General features: G+C 36.4%; 20 protein-coding genes. 17 read left to right on the top strand and 3 right to left on the bottom strand.

Annotation, left to right across the window (positions count from 1 at the left end):
• Positions 1 to 202 precede the first annotated feature (202 nt).
• A complete protein-coding gene (locus CN692_RS05370; protein WP_098118107.1) occupies positions 203 to 1,495 on the bottom strand; it encodes an MFS transporter in 1,293 nt (430 codons plus the stop codon).
• Positions 1,496 to 1,959: 464 nt separating this feature from the next.
• Here CN692_RS05370 and CN692_RS05365 point away from each other — a divergent pair, with 464 nt between their 5' ends.
• The 12 genes from CN692_RS05365 to CN692_RS05310 all read left to right on the top strand — a co-directional run bounded on the left by CN692_RS05365 (position 1,960) and on the right by CN692_RS05310 (position 13,782).
• Positions 1,960 to 2,763 carry an alpha/beta fold hydrolase gene (locus CN692_RS05365; protein ID WP_098118106.1) on the top strand — a complete coding sequence of 268 codons (804 nt, stop codon included), beginning with the start codon at positions 1,960 to 1,962 and terminating at the stop codon, positions 2,761 to 2,763.
• 52 nt (positions 2,764 to 2,815) lie between these two features.
• Positions 2,816 to 3,610 carry an IclR family transcriptional regulator gene (locus CN692_RS05360; protein ID WP_098118105.1) on the top strand — a complete coding sequence of 265 codons (795 nt, stop codon included), beginning with the start codon at positions 2,816 to 2,818 and terminating at the stop codon, positions 3,608 to 3,610.
• Between the two features lie 278 nt (positions 3,611 to 3,888).
• Complete coding sequence (locus CN692_RS05355; protein ID WP_098118104.1) at positions 3,889 to 4,422, top strand: cupin domain-containing protein; 534 nt, start codon at positions 3,889 to 3,891, stop codon at positions 4,420 to 4,422.
• Positions 4,423 to 4,541: 119 nt separating this feature from the next.
• Complete coding sequence (locus CN692_RS05350; RefSeq protein WP_098118103.1) at positions 4,542 to 5,468, top strand: VOC family protein; 927 nt, start codon at positions 4,542 to 4,544, stop codon at positions 5,466 to 5,468.
• A gap of 64 nt (positions 5,469 to 5,532) precedes the next feature.
• Positions 5,533 to 6,324 carry an SDR family oxidoreductase gene (locus CN692_RS05345; RefSeq protein WP_098118102.1) on the top strand — a complete coding sequence of 264 codons (792 nt, stop codon included), beginning with the start codon at positions 5,533 to 5,535 and terminating at the stop codon, positions 6,322 to 6,324.
• Between the two features lie 31 nt (positions 6,325 to 6,355).
• Positions 6,356 to 8,044, top strand: a complete 1,689-nt coding sequence (locus CN692_RS05340; protein ID WP_098118101.1) for a thiamine pyrophosphate-binding protein — start codon at positions 6,356 to 6,358, stop codon at positions 8,042 to 8,044.
• A 12-nt stretch (positions 8,045 to 8,056) separates the two neighbouring features.
• The gene (locus tag CN692_RS05335) at positions 8,057 to 9,502 is read left to right on the top strand and encodes an aldehyde dehydrogenase family protein (RefSeq protein WP_098118100.1); all 1,446 of its coding nucleotides are present in this window, start codon (positions 8,057 to 8,059) and stop codon (positions 9,500 to 9,502) included.
• 15 nt (positions 9,503 to 9,517) lie between these two features.
• Positions 9,518 to 10,300 carry an aspartate dehydrogenase gene (nadX, locus tag CN692_RS05330; RefSeq protein ID WP_098118099.1) on the top strand — a complete coding sequence of 261 codons (783 nt, stop codon included), beginning with the start codon at positions 9,518 to 9,520 and terminating at the stop codon, positions 10,298 to 10,300.
• Between the two features lie 26 nt (positions 10,301 to 10,326).
• Complete coding sequence (locus CN692_RS05325) at positions 10,327 to 11,628, top strand: aromatic ring-hydroxylating oxygenase subunit alpha (protein WP_098118098.1); 1,302 nt, start codon at positions 10,327 to 10,329, stop codon at positions 11,626 to 11,628.
• Positions 11,629 to 11,648: 20 nt separating this feature from the next.
• Positions 11,649 to 12,158 carry an aromatic-ring-hydroxylating dioxygenase subunit beta gene (locus tag CN692_RS05320; RefSeq protein WP_098118097.1) on the top strand — a complete coding sequence of 170 codons (510 nt, stop codon included), beginning with the start codon at positions 11,649 to 11,651 and terminating at the stop codon, positions 12,156 to 12,158.
• A 16-nt stretch (positions 12,159 to 12,174) separates the two neighbouring features.
• Positions 12,175 to 12,957: an SDR family NAD(P)-dependent oxidoreductase gene (locus CN692_RS05315; RefSeq protein WP_098118096.1), complete on the top strand. Its 783-nt coding sequence runs from the start codon at positions 12,175 to 12,177 to the stop codon at positions 12,955 to 12,957.
• Positions 12,958 to 13,140: 183 nt separating this feature from the next.
• A complete protein-coding gene (locus CN692_RS05310; protein ID WP_179874373.1) occupies positions 13,141 to 13,782 on the top strand; it encodes a LysE family translocator in 642 nt (213 codons plus the stop codon).
• Positions 13,783 to 14,148: 366 nt separating this feature from the next.
• Here CN692_RS05310 and CN692_RS05305 read toward each other — a convergent pair whose 3' ends face one another.
• Both CN692_RS05305 and CN692_RS05300 read right to left on the bottom strand, forming a co-directional pair.
• A complete protein-coding gene (locus CN692_RS05305; RefSeq protein WP_098118094.1) occupies positions 14,149 to 14,448 on the bottom strand; it encodes a hypothetical protein in 300 nt (99 codons plus the stop codon).
• A gap of 128 nt (positions 14,449 to 14,576) precedes the next feature.
• Positions 14,577 to 16,418 carry a terpene cyclase/mutase family protein gene (locus CN692_RS05300; protein ID WP_098118093.1) on the bottom strand — a complete coding sequence of 614 codons (1,842 nt, stop codon included), beginning with the start codon at positions 16,416 to 16,418 and terminating at the stop codon, positions 14,577 to 14,579.
• Between the two features lie 270 nt (positions 16,419 to 16,688).
• Here CN692_RS05300 and CN692_RS05295 point away from each other — a divergent pair, with 270 nt between their 5' ends.
• Genes CN692_RS05295 through ablB form a run of 5 tightly spaced genes read left to right on the top strand, consistent with a single transcriptional unit; the run spans position 16,689 to position 21,532 of the window.
• Positions 16,689 to 18,023, top strand: coding sequence for an aspartate aminotransferase family protein (locus CN692_RS05295; RefSeq protein WP_098118092.1), 1,335 nt, complete (start codon positions 16,689 to 16,691; stop codon positions 18,021 to 18,023).
• Positions 18,020 to 18,718, top strand: a complete 699-nt coding sequence (locus tag CN692_RS05290; protein ID WP_098118091.1) for a CoA transferase subunit A — start codon at positions 18,020 to 18,022, stop codon at positions 18,716 to 18,718. Before CN692_RS05295 ends, CN692_RS05290 begins: the two co-directional genes overlap by 4 nt.
• Positions 18,703 to 19,365 (top strand): 3-oxoacid CoA-transferase subunit B, encoded by a 663-nt coding sequence (locus CN692_RS05285; protein ID WP_098118090.1) that lies wholly within the window; start codon positions 18,703 to 18,705, stop codon positions 19,363 to 19,365. Before CN692_RS05290 ends, CN692_RS05285 begins: the two co-directional genes overlap by 16 nt.
• Before the next feature lie 15 nt (positions 19,366 to 19,380).
• Positions 19,381 to 20,691: a peptidase gene (locus tag CN692_RS05280; protein WP_098118089.1), complete on the top strand. Its 1,311-nt coding sequence runs from the start codon at positions 19,381 to 19,383 to the stop codon at positions 20,689 to 20,691.
• A complete protein-coding gene (ablB, locus tag CN692_RS05275; RefSeq protein ID WP_098118088.1) occupies positions 20,669 to 21,532 on the top strand; it encodes a putative beta-lysine N-acetyltransferase in 864 nt (287 codons plus the stop codon). Before CN692_RS05280 ends, ablB begins: the two co-directional genes overlap by 23 nt.
• The last annotated feature ends 10 nt before the right edge of the window (positions 21,533 to 21,542 follow it).

Below are 21,542 nucleotides of genomic sequence, written 5' to 3'. Positions count from 1 at the left end.
AACACCGCGATACCCCTCTACTAATAGTTTAAGGCATTAAAAATTCTCCAACGATGTTTAAAAACCACTCGAATACTCCGCAAAAAATCATTTATTCTACAAATAGAAAAAGAGGCGCAGATTCATCAGTTCCCCAAACTGATGAGACAGCCCCTTTTACTAGTAGTACAATAAGTAAAGCGTTTTCAAAAAACTGAAAAAATTAAGCGTTTATTTTCTGTGGAGGAAGTGGAACAGCACGTAATTCAGTTGCTTCTTCTTTAATAGAAAATGAATATGCGATCAAACCTAGAAGAGCTGTGATAATTAACATGAAAATTGAAGTAGTGAAGCTACCACCTGATGAATCGCGTAACCATCCCATGATATAGCTAGAAAATCCACCCATTAAGTTTGTAAATCCGATTAAACCTGCTGCGCGACCAGCGGTTTCTTGTGTTGAATATTTTACTAAGAACATATTACTTAGATGGAAGACACCACCTTGGCATCCCATTGCTAGCCCCATGCAAACTCCTGCTATTATTGCATTTGGAACAAAGACTGCTGTAGTTAAAAAGATGACCGTCAGTGAGAATAGTATTGCCGCCATTAAGCTTGGGCGTCTTGTTTTATCTGCAAGAAAGCCACATAGGAGAACAAAGCCAAGTGCAAATAACCATGATAGAGAAGTGATGCTTGTCATACCTTCACGCGCAAATCCTTTTGCCTCGATCAAATACGTTGGTAGCCAAATGCTTATTCCGAAGAAAAGGAAAGAGCAGACTAACATGCCAAACCAAACAATCCAGAAGCGATAGTCTTGAATAAAATTTTTATTCTCATTTGAACCTTTTTCTTGTTCTTCAAAATCAACTGGACGTCGGATTAAAGCCAGTTCTTCATTACTAACCCACTGATGTTCTTCAGGTGTATTTCTTGTAAGAAAAATAAACATAGGTATATTAATGACTAGGTTAAATCCAGCTAGTATAAAGAAAGCTGCATGCCAATGAAGTGATGAAATAACAAGGACTAATATGACTGCGCCAATCGCTGGTCCTAAATAGTTACCTGTAAGCCAAGATGCTTGAGCACGTCCCAATTCGCGTTTGTTGAACCAAGCCGAAATAAATTTTCCCGAAACAGGAATCATCATCCCTTCTGAAAATCCGAGAATAATGCGACTTATAATAAATGCTTCATATGTAGTGGAGAGACCAGACGAAAACATAGTAAGAGACCAAACAAATAATCCAGCTATAGCCGTTTTTCTCGCACCAAATTTATCAATGATGAATCCCCAAAAAAGATTCGAAATTCCATAAGCGATCGTAAAAACAAATGAAAGAAGTCCAATTTTTGCATTTTTGTCAATGCCCGTCATACCGAGTGCTTTTAAGAATCCTGGATCTGTTTGTATGACTGAGATGCCTACCTTATCAATTTGTCCGAAGAACCAAAAGAAAAAGATTGGTAAAGCAATTAAAAACCATCTTTTTTGACTTTTTAGCATTAAAGTTCTCTCTCCTTTAAAATCAGTTAATTTCGTTAAAAATTTGGAAGGAAAAAGCAGAATCAACGTTTACCTAGCAGATTTGAAGTTCAAACAATATGTTTTGAGACTTCACGTTTTTATTTTGGCTCAACCTTAATTATCAACTCCTTTTAGTTTTTTTGTTTTAAATATAAAACAGTGTTTCATTTTTATGAGATGAAACTCTTTTAAAGATAAAATAATTAGAAAAGTTTGTCAATTAAGAATTCATTAAAAATATTTTCCAATTTTTGTATTCAACTAACATTAAACCAGCTTTTTTCAGATTTGAGAAAAATAGAATTATTGACAATAAATTCTGACAAATCTATAATTCAATTTGAAAAACATGTTTTTTATATGAAACACATTGTTTTTAAATCCTCATGGATTAATCAATTTAGTAGACTTTGTGTAGAGAAAATAGAGCGGAGGTACTGTGGATGCCAATTAGTCATTTAAATGATTTATCAATTCATTATCAAGAGTCAGGTAAGGGACAAGCATTAGTCATACTACATGGATTGGGAAACAATTCTCAGTCATGGAAGCATCAATTAAACCAACTGAGTGAGTATTCTCGAGTGATTGTTTGGGATGCTCCAGGCTATGGTGGGAGTTCCGATTTAAAAGAGGAGTTTCGTGAATTTTCCCAGTTTGCGAATGTCTTAAAAGAATTTTTGGATAGTCTAGGGCTAGAATCTATCAATTTACTAGGCCATTCAATGGGTTCAGCTATTGCAATCGATTTTACGAGCCGTTTTCCGCAGATGGTTAATTCACTAATCATTTCAGACGCAACACGAGGAGCAGCGGGACTAACTAAAGAAGATAATGAACAAAAACTTCAAAATAGATTAAACTCTATTGATCATCTAGAACCAAGTGAACTAGCTAAAAAGAGAGTAAGAGCATTATTATCTCCGAATGCATCGGATGAGGTTGTAAAAGAAGCTGAGCGCATCATGTCACAAGTACGTCCTTCTGGTTATCGCTCCGTTTCCTACTCTTTATCGAACTTAAACCAAATGGAGATTCTATCTTCAATATCTGTCCCAACGCTTGTTATGTGTGGGGAATTAGATCAAGTAACACCAGTAAGTGAATCACAAATATTTCATGAGTTGATTCCAAACTCAGAATTTGCTATTGTTCCGAATACAGGGCATTTATGCTATCAAGAAGACCCTAAACTATTTAATCAATTCGTGGTAGACTTTTTAAAGAAACAACCAAATGGTCAATAATATAAAATAGATTTAATAGTTGCGATAATATGTATTAGGAGAGGTTTGCTCGATGGATAATGTAGAGAAAGAAAAATATAGCGCAAATTCATTAGTAAGAGGTTTAGAAATTATTAAGCTTTTTAATGAGGAACATCCTAGTTTGTCACTTTCTGAGATTGCAAAAAAGCTAGGGGTAAGCAGAACAGTACCTTATCGTCTACTTTATACACTTCAGTCGATTGGATATTTAACACAGGATGAAAATACGAAGCAATATTCGCTAACTCCAAAGGTTCTAGAATTAGGGTTTAGTTATATAAATAGCTTGAAAATACCTGAAATTGCACAACCTTATATGGAGTCATTGCGTGATGAAATCGGAGCATCTTGTCATTTGTCGATCTTAGATGGACATGAAGTTGTTTACGTAGGTAGTGCGCCAGTTAGAGGTGTATCAGCAGTCAATGTGAACATTGGTTTAAGACTACCAGCACATGCAACAGCAAATGGAAAACTACTTCTTGCGTACGAACCAAAAGAAAGTCTTATGCAACTATTCCAAGTTTCAAGTTTAACACCATATACAGATAAAACGTTGACGACTCCTGGTGAGTTTATGGAGCAATTAGAAAATATACGAAAAAATGGCTACTCTATAACTAGTGGGGAGTTCCATCAAGGCATTCATTCGATCGCTGCCCCAATTTACGGTAGAACTGGAAAGGTCTTAGCTGCCCTAAACATCGTAGCAACAGAATTGTCTTATCAGGAAGATTTTATGAATAAAGTTGCATTGCCTAAACTACTAGATGTCTCTGTTTTACTATCAAACTATATGGGTTACAATGGCAGAGTTTCAACTTGAGTCATATCGTTAAAGTTATAAATATGGATTCCTACACAATGGGAATCCATATTTTTTTTGCTCAAAAAACTAGTTATAAACCTTGTAAATACAATATTTTTGTAATGTATTACTTTTGTGACATATCAAAATTTTCTAAAAACTATGTTGACATGGAAGAAATTCCATTCTAAAATTATTTTATAGATAAAACACTGTTTTGTATATGAAACACAATGATTCAAAAATACAAAACATTTTGTTTAAAAAAAGACCAAATCACAGGGAGGATTTTTAAAATGACAAATGAAACTTTTTCAGTTAAAGAATTTGAAAAAAAATATGTGGCTCGCTTAGAAGACCGTACGCTTGATTGGAATGTATTAAAGTTTCAAGAGGAAATTGATCCTAGATATAAACGCGCTCAAATGCGTTATATTGGACGCGGTGCGACAGCGAATAATGACTCAAATGTAGTTGCAGCAGAACATTTTACATTAAGTACAATGGTTCTACCTCCTGGCTGCATTGGACCTTTACATCTTCACGATGATGTAGAAGAAGTGTTCTTCATTCTTGAAGGAGAAGTTACAGCTTTAATTCAAGAAGTTGGTAAAGACGTAGTACATGAAATTAAATTAAATGCTAGAGATTGCATCAGTTCACCTCCTGGAGTTCATCGTGGCATTCGAAATGATGGAGATACTGAAGCTCGTATGTTAGTTATGCTTGGTGCAGTAAAACCAAACCTTCCAACATATCCAGAAGGTAGCGCTCTTGAAGATCTTCGTAAACAACGTGCTAAAGAAAGAGAAGCAATCATCAAAGGTTAATTAAAAGAATTAAAAAAGGGTCAGCTGCATTTTGGATAAATTGCAGCTGCCTTTTTCAATAGAGTAGAAAAGAAAGCGCTTAATATAGATCGTTATCAAATTAGTGGGAGGGATTGTTGATGCTAGGAATTACTCATTTAAGGCATATCAGTTTGATCACACCAAACTTTGAGGAACAAGTAAAATTTTACGAAAAAGTTTGGGGTTTAGATCGTGTAGATGCAACAGAAGACAATCATATTGCTTATTTTCGAGGGGCAGGTCCTGAACATCATATTCTAAGCCTTCGAAAAGGAGAAAAAGCTGGTTTACATCATATCGCATTTGGAATGGTTGATAAAAATGCAGTCGATCGTGCAGCGGAAATCTTACATTCAAAAGGTATACATATCATCGAAGAGCCAGGTTATTTAGACGAAGCTGGTGGTGGATACGGACTTCGATTTGTTGATCCGGAAAACCGCGTAATTGAGCTTTCTGCTTGGGTAGAGGTCCAAACGTCCATTTGGAACAATAAAAACGTTGACCCGGTGAAATTAAACCATGTAGTCATGAACACAAAAGATTTAGATATGATCGTCGAGTTTTATACAGATGTACTTGGCTTTAAAGTAACAGACTGGAGCGAGCACCAAATGTCATTCTTAAGGTGCAACCGAAAACATCACTCGATTGCATTCAACCAAGATGCACACGCTTCAGTGAATCATATTGCTTACGAGGTTGATTCGGTGGATGAACTAATGCGCGGCATTAGTAATGTTAGAAAGGCCGGACTAAGTGAGCTATGGGGTCCAGGTCGACATGGTCCTGGTAATAATATCTTCTGTTATTTTCAAGATCTTGGTGGATTTGTCATGGAATACACATGCTATCTTGAGACGATTGAAGATGAGGCTGAATGGAAAGCACGTGTATGGAAACGTGTGCCACATTTAATGGATCAATGGGGAATTGCTGGCCCACCGAAGCCAGAAGCTCGTAAAGCGATGGGCGGAGAACCAGATACCGGTTGGGTCGATACAGAAGTTAAAGTACGTTCATAATTTTAAAATAAGCATTCGGAACTAAAAGCATAAAATGAAGTGGCTATGAAAAGGGGTGACGAGAATGGATTTAGGTTTAAACGGAAAAGTTGCAGTCATTATGGGTGGAACTTCTGGTGTTGGACTAAAGACAGCGGAATTATTTTTAGGTGAAGGCGCTAAAGTAGCGATTTGTGGTAGAAGCAAAGAGCGCGCAGATCAAGCTTTAAATCATTTACTCTCATATGGTGACAGGGAAGATATATTTGCTTCGACTTGTGATGTTACATCAAAAGAAGACGTTAATGCATTTATACAACAAACTGCAGAAAAGTTTGGTGGAATTGATACTTTAGTAAACGCAGCTGGTCAAAGTGTAATGGGGTATTTTTTCGATATTACAGATGAACAGTGGCAAGAACAAATTCAGTTAAAATATTTTGCAATTATTTATGCAGTTCGTGCAGTTCATCCTCATTTAGTGAAAAGAGGAGGAGGACGAATTATTAATATAAATGCAACTCTTGCAAAAGAGCCTGAACGTCATATGGTTGCAACAGCAGCTACTCGTGCAGGACTTTTAAATTTAAGTAAAACATTGTCTCAAGAATTAGCATCAGACAATATTTTAGTAAATTCAGTAAGTCTTGGTTTAATTCGAACAGATCAATGGGAGCGAAGAAGATTGAAAAATGCTCCTGATATGGATCCTGAAGAATATTATAGAGATCTTGCGATAAAACGAAATATTCCACTAGGTCGTGTAGGCGAAGCAGAAGAAGTTGCTAGTGTAATAGTGTTTCTTGCTTCAGACAAAGCGAGCTATGTAGCCGGTTCAACAATTGAAACTGCAGGTGCAATCGGTAAAGCACTTTAAATAATTTATTAGACAAAGGTAGGATACTAAGATGAAAAAACAAGATGAAATCGTATTTACTACTGCGGATGCCGTTGTAAAAGAGCTAGTTCAAGCTGGAGTAGAAGTCGCTTTTGGGATTGTAAGTATTCATAATATGCCAATCTATGACGCGATCCTTAGGGATGGAAGTATTAAATTAATTTGTTCACGCGGTGAAAGCGGAGCAGTAAACATGGCTGATGGTTATGCACGTGCGACAGGAAAATTAGGTGTTGTCATTACTAGCACAGGAACAGGAGCAGGAAATGCAGCTGGTTCATTAGTAGAAGCTTGGGCGGCTGGAGTACCTCTTCTTCATCTGACTGGAGAAGTAGCATCACCTTATCTTGGAACTGGTAAAGGATATATACATGAGTGTAAAGACCAATTATCAATGATGAGTGGAGCATGTAAAAATGCTGTAAGACTAAGAAGACCAGATCAAACAGCAGGAGTAGTAAGAAAAGCAATTGAAGAAGCATTAACTGCGCCAACGGGACCTGTTTCATTAGAAATCCCAATCGACTTTCAATCAGCGATAATCGAGGATGTTTCGATCGAGAAAGTGCAAGTGGAAGTTTATAAGCAGCAATTAACAACTGTTATACCGGAAACAGCAATATCAAAAATTTTGGAAGCACGTCGTCCAGTTATTTGGGCTGGTGGCGGTGTGATTTCTGCTAATGCGTCAAAAGAGTTAACAAATTTAGCAGAAATTCTTGGCGCAGCTGTTATTACTAGTCAGTCAGGAAAAGGCTCGATACCAGAAAATCACGAGCAATGTATCGGTCATTTTGCAGCCAATGAGTCTACTAAAGAGTTTTTGAGAAATGCAGATTTATTAATCAGTGTAGGAGTACGCTTCAGAGGAAACGAAACTTCAAACTGGAAAGTAACTGTCCCTGAAGAACATATTTCGATTGATGCAGATTTTAATGCAATTAATCGTAACTATAAAGCGACAGTTGGTTTAGTTGGAGATGCAAAAGATATCTTGTCTGCTCTAATTAATAAAATCGATGAAAAATCTATTTCGGTTTTACCTTCTTATATAGAGGAAGTACGCGGCTTAAGAAATGAAGTACGAGGACAACTTCGTAAAACACTTGGTCCATTTGAGCAATTTGTAGATGGAATGAGAGAAGTTTTACCGAGAGATACAATTTTAGTTCGAGATGTTACAGTACAGGCAAATGTATGGGGAAGTAGAATATTCGATATTTACGAACCTAGAACATCTATTCACGCATCTGGTGGAGGAATCGGTCAAGGTCTTCCTACTGCTATTGGTGCACAAGTGGGTCGTCCTCATCAAACAGTCGTACTAATGGCCGGTGATGGTGGATTTATGGTTAACGTAGGTGAAATGGTGACTGCAGCTGAAGAAAGTCTACCAATTATTATCGTGTTATTTGATGATTCTGGTTATGGCGTACTTCGAAATATTCAAGAAGCAGCATACGGACGACAAGTAGCAGTGAATTTATTAAGTCCAGATTTTGTAAAACTAGCTGAGTCAATGCATTTTGATGCAGCACGTATTGGTTCAGGAGACGAATTTGTGAATGAAATAAAGAAGGCAACTGAAAGAAGAAGACCAACAATGATCGTTGTCGATATGGAAGCAGTTGGCCCGATGGCAATACCATTCGGTGGACCTCCAGGAGCAGCAGAAAGCTTTAAGCCAAAAAAATTATAAAGGAGATTCAATATGATTTCGACATATCCGGTTGTATCAGGAAGATATCTCATAAATGGTGAATGGAAAGAAATAAATGAAACGGCTAATATTATTAATCCCGCAAATAAGTCGGAAGTAATCGGCACAGTTGCGTTATGTACAGAGGAAATCGTAAATGAAGCTATTGATTCAGCATCGAAAGCATTTGAATCTTGGTCGCAAAGTGAAGTTCAAGATCGTGTAGAAAGAATGAAAAACGCAGCGAAGGAACTTTCTAAAATCATTGAAGAAAATGTTTCGTTATTTGTACGTGAAAATGGAAAAACACTTGTAGAAGCAAAGAAAGACTTATTACGCTGTGTTGAAGTAATGAATGGTGGAGCAGATGAACTACTTAAATGGTGGAATCCAGAGTTACTTCCAGGCAATCAAAAAGTTCAAGTAAGAAGAAGAGCAAGAGGAGTTGCAGCAGTCATTACTCCTTGGAATTCGCCAATGATTTTAACATTTAAGCGTGTAATCCCAGCAGTTTTAGCAGGGAATACAGTTGTTGTAAAACCAGCGACAAATTGTCCACTAACAATTATGACTTGTTTAAAAGTAGTGGCTGAACATTTTCCACCTGGCGTTATTAATATTGTAACAGGTTCAGGGAAAGTGATTGGCGATAAACTTTGTTCTGATTCACGAGTTCGTACAATTGCCTTTGTCGGAAGTACACAGACAGGTAAAGATATTATGAAGAAATCTGCTGGAAATCTTCAAAAAGTCTATATGGAGCTTGGTGGAAATGACCCGGCAATTATTTTAGAGGATGCTAGCTTAGATGACGAAGCGATTACACGATTAAGAATGAGTATTTTACGAGCGGCTGGCCAAGTTTGTTCGGCTATTAAACGTGTATATGTACATGAATCTAGATATGTTGAAGTTGTAAAAAAATTAAAGAAAGAATTTGAGCGAATTGTTGTAGGGGATGGTATTCAACCTGATGTAACAATGGGTCCATTAAATAATAAAGCTCAATATGATTATGTAAATGCATTAATTGAACGTGCTGAAAAAGAAGGCGCAAATGTAATAACAGCCGGAATTCAACTGAATCCTGAAATGTGGGAACAAGGATATTACATCTTACCAACAATCGTAACAGGGGTTGACCAGCAAAGTGAGATCGTTCGTGCAGAGCAATTTGGACCAGTCATTCCTATTTTACCTTTTTCAACGATTGACGAAGCAATCAAACTAGCAAATGATAGTGAATTTGGTTTAAGGGCATCTGTTTGGACTGAGAATGAAGAATTGGCAGTTGAAATGGCAGATCGTTTAGAAGCAGGAGCAGTTTTTCATAATAATCACACCATCTTTAGCGATTTAGCACTGGATTTCCCTGGGTTAAAAGAAAGTGGTGTATCAAGAGAAACAAGACACTGTGGATTGGAATTCTTTGCAGATTCATATGGATTTGCAAATTGAGGATGGTGAATAGACATGAAACTAGGTCTAATCGGGTGTGGTAACATTGGTCAATTTCTTCTTCAAGCAATTAATAAAGACGGCATGTTACCTGGCGGAAAGATTGTTTCAATTTATACACGCTGTGAAGAATCAGCGGTTCAATTGGCTAAAGATTTTGAAACAGAAGCTTTTACAGATGTAGAAGCTCTCCTTCATTCTGATGTAGATTTAGTCATTGAAGCTGCGACAGTTGAAGCGGCAGAGGTGTACGCTATAAAAGTTCTTGAGTCTGGAAAAGATCTATTACTAAGTAGTATTGGCGTAATGGCTGATTCTTCTTTTGAAGACAAAGTTCGAGAGGTTTGTATTCGAAAAGGCGTAAACGTTTACTTACCTTCAGGAGCAATCGGAGGCTTAGATATTTTAAAGTCAGCAAAAGCTGTAAATGGTTTAAACACCGTTTCAATTACAACTAGAAAACCACCTGGAGCATTATCCGGAGAGCCATTAGAAAAAGAAACGATTTTATTTGAAGGTTCTGCAGCTGAAGCGATCAAACTTTACCCGAAAAATATAAATGTAGCAATCGTATTATCATTAGCAGGACTAGGCTCTAACAATACGAAAGTAAAAATCATTGCTGACCCGAGTGTGATAAAAAATAGCCATACAATTGAAGCTTCTGGTGCGTTCGGGAAACTAAAACTTGAGATTGAAAATGATCCGATGCCAAATAATCCTAAAACAAGTTATTTAGCAGCGTTAAGCGTTTTGGCGAAATTACAAAATAAAGATAACTATGTACAAGTCGGGTAATTGAAATATGAAGGGAGAGTGCGAGCGTGATTATAACAGAGAAAACTTTAGATGAATTGTCAAAAGAGCAACTAGTAAATTACTTATCCGAAACGGTCAAACCAGATGAAGGAAGCATCCCTGCATATCTTCTAGGAGACAAAGCAGTTTACGAGTTAGAGCATGAAAAAGTATTTTTAAAAACATGGGTTTTTCTTGGTCATGAATCTGAAGTTCCAAATTCCGGTGACTTTATGACACGTGAACTTGCAGGCTACTCGATCATTATCTCACGAGATAGTAATGGAGAAATCAATGCATTTTACAATATGTGTACTCACCGTGGTATGAAGCTATGTAGAGCTGACAAAGGAAACAAGACTTTATTTACATGTCCATATCATGGATTTAACTTTAAAAATACAGGCGAACTAGTTGGTGTTCCACTTCAAAAAGATATTTATGGAGATCGACTTGACCGAACTAAAATGGGTCTTCACCAAGTAAAGCTAGAATCATACAAAGGACTTATATTTGGAAATTGGGATGAAAATGCAGAACCTCTTGAAGAGTTCCTCGGTGATTTTAAGTGGTATTTAGATATTGTAGTGGGCCGTGCTGAGATGGAAGTAATTGGAGCTCCGCAACGTTTTATTGTGAAATCAAACTGGAAGGTCGGTTCTGATAACTTTGTAGGTGATTCTTACCATACAATGGTTACTCACGGGTCAATTGCCAAATTAGGTATGGTACCAAATGCAACATACTCGAAGCGTGGTTTCCAAATCCATACGGAAAACGGACACGGATTAAACCTTGGTACACCGAACCCGGACTTTGCTTTCCCTGAAGAATTGAAAGATGAATATAAAAGTAATTTATCAGAGGAACAATATGCAGTGTTATCAAACTTGAAAAATATGATTGGAAATGCATTTCCAAACATGTCATTTTTAATATCTCACACAAAAATTAAGGGCGAATTAATTTCGAATACTTCAATTAGAATGTGGAGACCAATTAGCCACAATAAGATGGAAGTAATTGCGTGGTTACTAGTAGAGAAAAATGCTTCACAGGATTGGAAGAATCGATCAAGAGATTCTTTTATCTTAACATTTAGTCCATCTGGTATTTTTGAACAAGATGATACTGAAGTGTTTACGGACATTACAGAAGCAGCCCAAGGTCCGATGCCATTTCAAAAGAATTTGACTTATAACTATACAATGGGACTACATCGTGAGCCTGTCGACTTTATCGGCCCAGGTGTAGCTTATGACGATAAATTTACAGAAGCAAGCCAACGTAATTTCTATAAGTACTGGCTTGAATTAATGACAAAGTAATAAAGGGGGGAGGAAGGAAAATGAATACTGAAAAATTATTAGCAAAATTAGAGTTTGAACAATGGCTAATTGATGAAGCGCAATTACTTGATGATATTGAATTTGATGATTGGTTTCGCTTAATGCACTCAAATTTAGTCTATCAAATGCCTGTGCGCGTTAATAAAGAAGGAACTGAACGCCCGGATTATTCAACAGAGATGTTTACGTTTAATGATGATATCGAACTATTAAAGCTTCGAGTTGACCGATTGAAAACTGATTATGCATGGGCGGAAATTCCTCCTTCAAGAACCCGCCGTTTTGTAAGCAATGTGAGCGTAAAAGAGCTAGTTAAAGAAGAAAAGGCAGTAGTTAAGAGCTATTTACTTATTTATCGAAGCCGCAGCACAGATATTCATCATGATCTAATTTCAGGAGAACGCAATGACGAGTTTACATATGAAGATGGGAAATGGAAGCTTTCCAAGCGGGAATTTATTGTAGACCAGACAACCATTAATACTAGAAATCTTGCAATCTTTGTTTAATAGAGGAGGCTAAGTTATGTTATTAAAAGATAAAGTTGTGTTAGTTACAGGCGGCGCATCAGGAATAGGTGCAGCTGTTACAAGACGTTTCATTCAAGAAGGAGCAAAGGTAAGTATTATAGGTCGCTCACTTGAAACACTCGAGCAAATGAAAGAAGAATTTAATGATAATCTCCTAATTATTCAAGGTGACGTAAGCAAATACGAAGACAATGAACGAGCTGTAAAAGCTACTGTTGAACAGTTCGGTAAACTAGATGTCTTTATTGCAAATGCTGGCGTTTTCGATGGATTCGCTAAATTTGCAGACGTAACACCTGAGGCACTCTCAGAAGCATATGATTTTCTTTTAAATATAAATGTAAAAGGATCATTTTTCGGTGCAAAAGCAGCGCTAGAAGAATTACAAAAAACAAACGGTAATATTATTTTCACGGTATCAGGTGCAAGCTTCTACCCAGACGGCGGTGGCGTTTGGTACACGGCAAGTAAGCATGCTCAAATCGGTTTAATGCGTCAACTTGCATTCGAACTAGCACCAGATATTCGAGTAAATGCAGTAGCTCCAGGAGGGACTTTAACAGCACTAACAGTAATCCCACCTTTACGTAATTTTACTAAATCCGTCGATAATGAAACAAAAGCAAGCAATATAAAAAGACGAAATCCACTCCAACTAGCACAAATGCCTGAAGATCATGTTGCAGCATATGTACTTTTAGCTTCAGATCAGTCACGTGCTATTACTGGAGAAGTTATTTCTAGTGACGGTGGATTATCGGTTCGTGGACTTGGTTAAGGGAGAATTTTGAGGTTAAAGATTACTTATAGATGAAGAACCCCCAAAAGGTAATTATATTTCCTTAAGGGGGTTTGTTTTTGTTATGGAAAAGAAAATTAAGAGAGTAAAAAACTATATTAAAAGATTCTCACAAGCTATATAATATACATTTAAATGTTTAAATATAGGAGAATTAGTATAATGGAACTTTTTATGGTTGGATTTGTTCTATCTGCATCGCTATGCTTTGATATAGGTGTTGCAAATGTCGCTGTTATACAAACGAGTTTAACGAAAGGTGTTACCCCTGGTATTTATATGGGGTTAGGCGCGACGACTTCAGACATGCTTTATGCAATTTTATCACTTTTAGGGCTATCCCTTTTACTGAATAATATATACGTTAAATATACACTTTGGGTAGGTGGTACACTAGTCCTTGTATATATGACGTATCTCATGTTCAAGGATGCGTTTAGAGAAAGAAACTTAAACTTAGAAGCAGATGATAGTATTGAAAAAGGATCCCTTTTTAAACATTACTTCAAAGGATTTGCCTTAACAGCTTCATCCCCATCTGGTTTTATTTGGTTTGCAACTGTTGGGGGGAGTATCATTTCTGCAACGATCAATAACCACTCTAAAACAGATATCTTTTTCTTTTTTGGTGGTTTCTTTTTATTTAACATATTATGGTCACTTTTTTTACCGGTCGTTGTGAAAAAAGCCGAGCATATAGTTGGCCCAAAAATACTTAATATCTTTTCATTTATTGCAGCGATCATTTTCCTTTACTTTGCTGGCCATGTTTTCATGGATGGGTACAAACATTTATTGAATTAAGCGGCGGGAGATGGATATAATGCGAACAAAATATGTTGGGTCCGTACGAACACTATGTGAACTATATTGATAAAGTTGTGAACTCCGTTGATATATTGCTATTGGCCGTTGATATATTACTAAAACTCGTTGATATATTGCCAGTTCCGGTTGATATATTTCTAAGACTCACCAGAAATCACCACAAATTAGAAGCAATAACGTAACATTTTTACTAACCAAGTAGAAAACGACCGCAATTTAAGAGGAAACGGAAAAAACCCGCTAGGAATCCGAAATTCCATGCGGGTTTTCACGCACGAAAGCCTATAAATTTTCCTTTTAAGAGAAAATTTATAGGCTTTTCATATTATTGTCTATAGTTAATTAAAACCAAGAACGTCTTCTGCTGTTTCTGATCATATTCCACATTTCTTTTTGATGAGATGGATCTTGTGGATTTACGTCACAGTTCATTAGCCATTGTGCCGCGTTTTCTCGTTGTGCTTCAGTTATTGTTGATCCGCAACATTCTGATAGTCTATCAATCATATGACATGCACCTTCTCGACTTTTTAAATCGTTGCGACGGTATGATCGAAGAATACGAAAAATACGTGGAAAATGACGAGGATCACAAACCTTTCCACAAAATTCTCTCATTAAACTTGGGTCAAGATTTCCCATAAAGCCACTCCTTTATTGTTTAAACCATTAACTATATTGACATACGCTCATATATTTTTTTGTAAGAAACAGTGTATTATATGCAGTCAAAGAAAATAAGGACAAGGCGTTTAACTAGAAATTGTAAATTAGTCACTTGTCTTATATTTTTTTAGATAATGGCTTAAAGTCAATAATGGCCAAATTGATTGGTAACTATGATAATTTATATAGAAATGACCTGGTAACCCGCCACCTGTTGGGTAGGTCATTCGCTTATCAGGGGTTTTTAACCAGTTTAAAATGTTTAAAATTCCCTCATCAATTTCACTAGTAGGATAGTCGTTTATAGAAATCAGTGTGTCAATTACCCATGATGTGTGAACAACTGTAGAAAAAGACAGAGGAATATATTTTCTTTCAATATCGCTTTTACACGATTCACCCCAACCACCATCAAGCTGTTTTATGCTAAGTAACCAACTGTTGGCTTTTTGTATACTAGGGTGATTTGAAGGAATTCCGACTGCTTTCATACCAGTTATCGCTGCCCATGTTCCATAAATATATGATATTCCCCAGCGACCGTACCAGGAACCATCCTCATTTTGATTATTGATTAACCAATTAACCCCATCTTCAATTCGTGGATGATTCATATTTAGTTTTAGTTTTGAACCTAAAAACTCGATTGTTCGACCGGTTAAATCTGCCGTTGATGGATCAATTGCAGTATCAACAAAGTTTTGGATCGGGAAGATGAGTTTTAAGTATTTACTACTGTTTTTTTCAAATGATGCCCATCCACCATCTTTTTTCTGCATTTCAAATAACCATCTCACACCAGCATTCCACGATTTTCTATAATCGTCATCGATCAAGGATAGAGTAGTTGTCGCTCTTAGAACTGCTTGTGTATCATCTACATCTGGATTTTGGGTATTACTGTCTGAAAATCCCCATCCTCCTAAACCAATAGTACTATTGTTCTCGACAATCTTAAGTTGTAGAGAGAGTAAATAGTTAGCCGAGGAACGAATAGCCTCATCATTTAATGGTACATCTGCCTCCTGTAAAGCGTAACTAGTAAGTGCTGTATCCCATATAGTAGAAGGGGAATTTTGGATATGATGAGAATCATCCAACTCAAATAGAAAAGATTTTATGCCTAAAACAGCATTTTGAATTACGGGCGAAGTAACTTCATAACCTAACGAAAGAAGTGCATAAATTGCAATAAATGTCGCGCTAGCATAACTAGATAATGTCCCATCCCTTTCAATATTTTGAATAATATATTCCTCAGCCTTTTTAATTCCTATTTTTGAAAATGTCTTAATAAAAGGAATTTTAAACGCAGGGAACCTCCGTTTTTTGCTAATCTTTTTTAATTTATTGTTTGTAAATAAATGTTGTATAGTAGGTGTCCATTTATTTTTAGTCGTAAACTTTTTATGTCCTAATATTAAAAGTGGTGCAAAGTGAAATCGAACGTAAGAGCTAAATTTATAGAAGGACAAAGGAAAAGATTTTGGGACGTTCATTAAGAGAAGAGGAATTGGAAAAAAACTTGGCCATGGATACAATTCATGTAAAGCTAGCATAAATTTTGTTGAGACGTGTACACTTTCTAATCCACCATTTTGGCGAATAAATTCTTCAGCTTTCTTCATTTTTTCATTCGAAATTTCGATATAACCTGAAAATAGTAGTGCAGTGTAAGCCTCAACAGTTACAGATAAATTTCCTGAGTCATCGTCAAAAAGCTTCCAAGCACCGCTTGAGTCTTGTTTTATTAATAAACGATTTACTAATGTCTTAATTAAATCTTCATCGTTATATTCAAGTGTTCTTAAAATAATAATCATATAGGCATCTGTCATAGGACCACTTTCGAAACAATATCTCCACGAACCATCATCGCACTGATCCAACCTAATCTTATCTATTAGACCGTCCATTTCAGCTCTAATCTGCTCTGATAAAACCATTTTCACTTTTCACCGCCAACTGATCTTGATACAAATTTTTTATATAAATATGTATATGGTTATCAGTTAAAGCAGGTAACTAAAGGTATAAATCTTTTGTTAAGGAACTAATGCGGCCAACTAGTTTTTTAAAACAGTTGTTTAAGTTTAAAAAAAATAAAAAGGAAGTATTTCAGAAAGCAAGAATACTAAAAAATAGCCTCTATTTAAATTTCCAATATTTAGTAGATTGGCTTTTTAGTTTTTTATAAAAAAAGGGGTGGGGATAAGATGGATCGAGATTATTTAATAAAACCATTGCTTGGTCAGCATTACCCTATGATTTCACATGGGGAAGGTGTGTACTTAATTGATAAAGATGGAAATCGGTACATTGATGGTTCATCTGGTGCAATCACCGTAGGGATTGGTCATGGCGTTGAAGAGATTATTAATGTGATGACTGAACAAGCAAAACAAGTATCATTCGTCTACCGTTCACAGTTTACAAGTGAACCTGCTGAGAAGCTAGCAAAGAAGCTAAGTGAAATTACTCAAGGTGATTTAAACTGGACATTCTTTGTTAATAGCGGCACTGAAGCAACAGAAACTGCTATGAAACTAGCAATACAGCATTACCAAGAGAAGGGTAAAAAAGGTAAGAATAAAATCCTTTCACGCTGGATGAGTTATCATGGCATAACAATTGGTGCTTTATCCATGTCGGGGCACCCTTTACGTCGTCAGCGTTTTGTTCCAATATTGGAGGATTATCCTTCAGTTTCACCACCATATTGCTATCGTTGTCCTTTCAACTTAGAACACCCATCTTGTGATTTAGCATGTGCATCTGAACTAGAAACAGCCATTGATCGAATTGGTCCTGAGCATATTGCAGCATTTATTGCTGAGCCAATAATTGGTGCTGCAGGTGGTGCAATCGTACCATCTAAAGGTTACTACCAAAGAATAAAAGCCATTTGTGAAAAATATGATATTTTACTAATTTCAGACGAGGTTATGACTGGCCTTGGTCGTACTGGAAAAATGTTTGCAATGGAGCACTGGGGTGTCCAGCCTGATATTGTGACACTTGGAAAAGGATTAACTTCTGGGTACACACCAATGGCTGCAACTATTGCAAGCGATCGAGTGATTGAACCAATTATGCAAGGCTCAAAACTTGTAATGAGCGGGCATACATTTAGTGCAAACCCATTATCAGCAGCAGTTTCCTTAGCTGTTATTGAATATGTTGAGAAACATAATTTAGTACAAGCTGCAGAAGAAAAAGGTAACTATTTAATGGATAAACTCCAAGGATTAAAAGAGAAATTTTCAATCATTGGAGATGTTAGAGGAAAAGGCTTGTTAATCGGCATCGAATTTATAAGTAACATAAAATCAAGTGCGTTTATTCAAAAAGTAATGAATAAGGGCTTGCTATTATACCCTTCCGTTGCGGGAAAAAATGGAAAAGAAGATTCAGCTTTCATGATTGCGCCACCTTTAACCATTACTTATGGAGAACTGGATGAATTACTTCAAATTCTTACGGAAAGTTTAACAGAATTGGAAATGGAACAATCCCAATTAACGTATACAGCTAAGGGGGAAAGTGTATGAATTTAGTTGAAAATACTTATAAAAAAATAGCGACAATGGAACAAATCCTTCCTTTTTTTCATGATGAAATGACACTAATGGTTGGAGGTTTTGGAGGAGTCGGTTCACCGCCAACTTTACTTCAAGCATTATTAGAAAGTGAAATTAAGGATATTGACTTAATTTGTAATGATACTGGATTTCCGGATATTGGCATCGGAAGGATGGTAAGAAATGAAAGAGTGAGATCAATTGTTACATCTCATATTGGATCAAATCCGTTTGCTGGAAAGTTAATGACGGAAGGTAAGCTAAAAGTTGAATTTTCTCCACAAGGTACTCTAGCGGAGCGTATCCGAGCAGGCGGAATGGGACTTGGAGGAGTGCTAGTCGATGTAGGCCTTGATAGTATGGCAGAAGACGGCAAAGAAAAAGTATTTGTAAAAGGTAAACAATTTCTAGTCGAAGAAGCTCTAAATGCAGAAGTCAGTATTATATTTGCAAAGAAAGCTGATCCATTTGGAAATTTGGTTTTTGACAAGAGTGCAAGGAATATGAATCCTCATATGGCTATGGCCGGGGATATTACAATTGTTGAGGCAGAAGAAATTGTTCCACTTGGTACGCTAAATCCAGAGGAAATTGTAACTCCAGGTGTGTTTGTTGATTACATAATTTCATCAGAAGGAGTGAACTGGAAATGGGCATGGGAATAGACTTTCGTCAAAAAATTGCGAAGCGAGCTGCAAAGGAAATTAAAAACGGAATGATTGTAAATTTGGGGATTGGGATTCCATCCATTGTTCCTGATTACTTACCAGAAGATGTTCATGTTATGTTCCATGCTGAAAATGGAGTTATGGGGATCGGACCGAGTCCTGAAAAAGGAAAAGAAGATGAAAATTTATGTAATGCAGGTGGTTTCCCAATTACTGCAATAAAAGGTGCTAGCTATTTCGATAGTGCTACGGCATTTGGAATTATACGTAGGGGTTTACTAGACTTAACTGTTCTAGGCGCATTACAAGTAAGTGAAAAAGGAGATTTGGCAAACTGGATTGTACCTGGAAAACGTGTACCGGGAATCGGTGGAGCGATGGATTTAGCTCAAAAGGCTAAAAGAGTAATTGTCGTAATGAATCATACGGATAAAGCTGGGAATCCAAAAATCGTGAAAGAGTGTAGTTTGCCATTAACTTCTAAATCTTGTGTGGATTTAATCATAACGGAAATGGCTGTTATTGAAGTTGTTAATAATTCATTAGTGCTTAAAGAAATAATGAGTCCATATACTGTAGAGGATGTAATCAAACATACTGGTGCGGATTTAAAAATCAGCAAAGATTTAAAAATGTTTATATAGAAAAGGGTGAAGAGGATGAGTCATTACAAAAAAGTTATTCAAGACTATATTAGCGAACATAAAGCTAAAACAATTGAACTACTTAGACAACTAGTAATGGAAAACAGCGTCTCTGGTAATGAGAGTAAGGCACAAGCAATTGTCCTTGAAAAATTAAGAGAGCTTGAATTGGACTTAGACGTTTGGGATCCAGATATAAAGGAAATGAAAGAGCATCCTTACTTTATTTCTACAAGAGACGACTTTGCTGGTAGTCCTAATATTGTGGCTACGCTTAAAGGAACGGGTGGAGGAAAGTCCATGATCTTAAATGGACATATCGATGTCGTTCCAGAAGGTAATCTTCAGCAATGGACTAACCCACCTTACAGTGCAACTGTGGTAGATAACAAGCTATATGGCCGTGGAGCAACTGATATGAAGGGTGGAAATGTCGCACTAATTTTAGCAATTGAAGCAATAAAGAAAAGTAAGATTACATTAAAGGGTAATGTTTATTTTCAAAGTGTAATTGAGGAAGAAAGTGGTGGTGCTGGAACACTTGCAACAATTTTGCGAGGATATTCAGCTGATGGTGTTATTATCCCTGAACCAACAAATATGAAGTTCTTCATTAAGCAACAAGGTTCTATGTGGTTCCGTCTGAGAGTGAAAGGGAAAGTAGCACACGGAGGTACTCGTTACGAAGGTGTAAGCGCTATCGAAAAAAGTATGTTAATCGTTCAACAAATTCAAAAACTGGAGCAACTACGTAATGACCGAATAAATGACCCTTTATATGATGGAGTACCAATTCCAATACCTATTAATATAGGAACGATTCATGGTGGAACATGGCCATCTTCTGTTTCAGATTTAGTCACTTTAGAAGGAAGATTTGGAGTAGCACCAAATGAAAAATTGGAAGCTGCTAGAGAAGAATTTGAGAATTGGATTTATAATATTAAAAACCTTGATGATTGGTTCGTTGAAAATCCTGTAGAAGTAGAATGGTTTGGAGCAAGATGGGTCCCAGGTACTGTTGAAGCTGATAGTGAATTAGTGCAAACTTTGCAACGAAACTATTGCGAAACAATGAATCAAAGTCCAATAGTGGAAGCTGCACCATGGGGAACAGATGGTGGATTATTTACACAAATTTTAAATATTCCAATGATCGTTTTTGGACCAGGAGAAACGAAAGTAGCTCATTATCCAGATGAATTTATTGATTTAGATCAACTGTTTTTATCAGCAGAAATCATTGCTTGTACATTAATTGATTGGTGTGGAGTAGAAGACCAACATGAAAGTGAGGGAGCATATGAAAACGAAAAAGTATTATGAAACGGTAAAAATTAAACAAGAAAACTATTATTTTGAAGGTGCTTTAGATCACTTTAATGAGAGAATTCGAGTTGATTACTACTTAGGTAACGTATCGTTACTAATAGAGAGAGTAGAAAAACTAGCAAAAGAATATAAATATACAAAGTTAATAATTAAAGCAAGAAGTGAACACTTATATTCCTTCTTACAATCAGGGTATATGATTGAATCTGCACTGAAGGGATATTTTCAAGGAAGTGATGGTTACTTTGTTACGAAATATGCTAGCCAGGACAGAAGAAACAGTCTATATTGGGCTGCTGGAGATGACATTTTAGATGCTGTCTTAAAAAGTGATCGTTCAAAAGAAAAAGTAATTCCTGATGAGTATGTTTTACGAAGAGCTGAAAAAAATGACTCAAAAAAACTAGCTAAACTTTATGATCAAGTTTTTAAAGTATATCCAACACCTTTAAATGAATCGACTTATGTTGAAAAGACGATGGATGAAGGGACTATTTATTGGATTTACGAAAAAGAAGGGAAAATAGTGAGTGCAGCATCAGCTGAAATTGACTTCGGACAAAGAAATGCTGAGCTTACGAATTGTGCAACGCTTGAGGAGCATCGTAAGCATGGACTAATGAAGGAACTGATGAAGAAGCTAGAACAGGACTTAGTAAGCGAAGCTATTTATTGTTCATATACGATTGCGAGATCATTATCGTATGGAATGAATGCAGCCTTTCATCAATTAGGCTATATGTATACTGGAAGAATGACAAACAACTGCTATATTTTTGATAAATTAGAAGATATGAACGTTTGGGTGAAAGATCTTTCGAAAGTAGTCTCTTAATGTCAAACTG

It is taken from the genome of Bacillus sp. AFS002410, from assembly GCF_002556365.1.
GTDB lineage: Bacteria > Bacillota > Bacilli > Bacillales > Bacillaceae_G > Gottfriedia.
The sequence above is the reverse complement of the archived record's forward strand: the minus strand, read 5'-3'. Positions and strand labels throughout refer to the sequence as shown.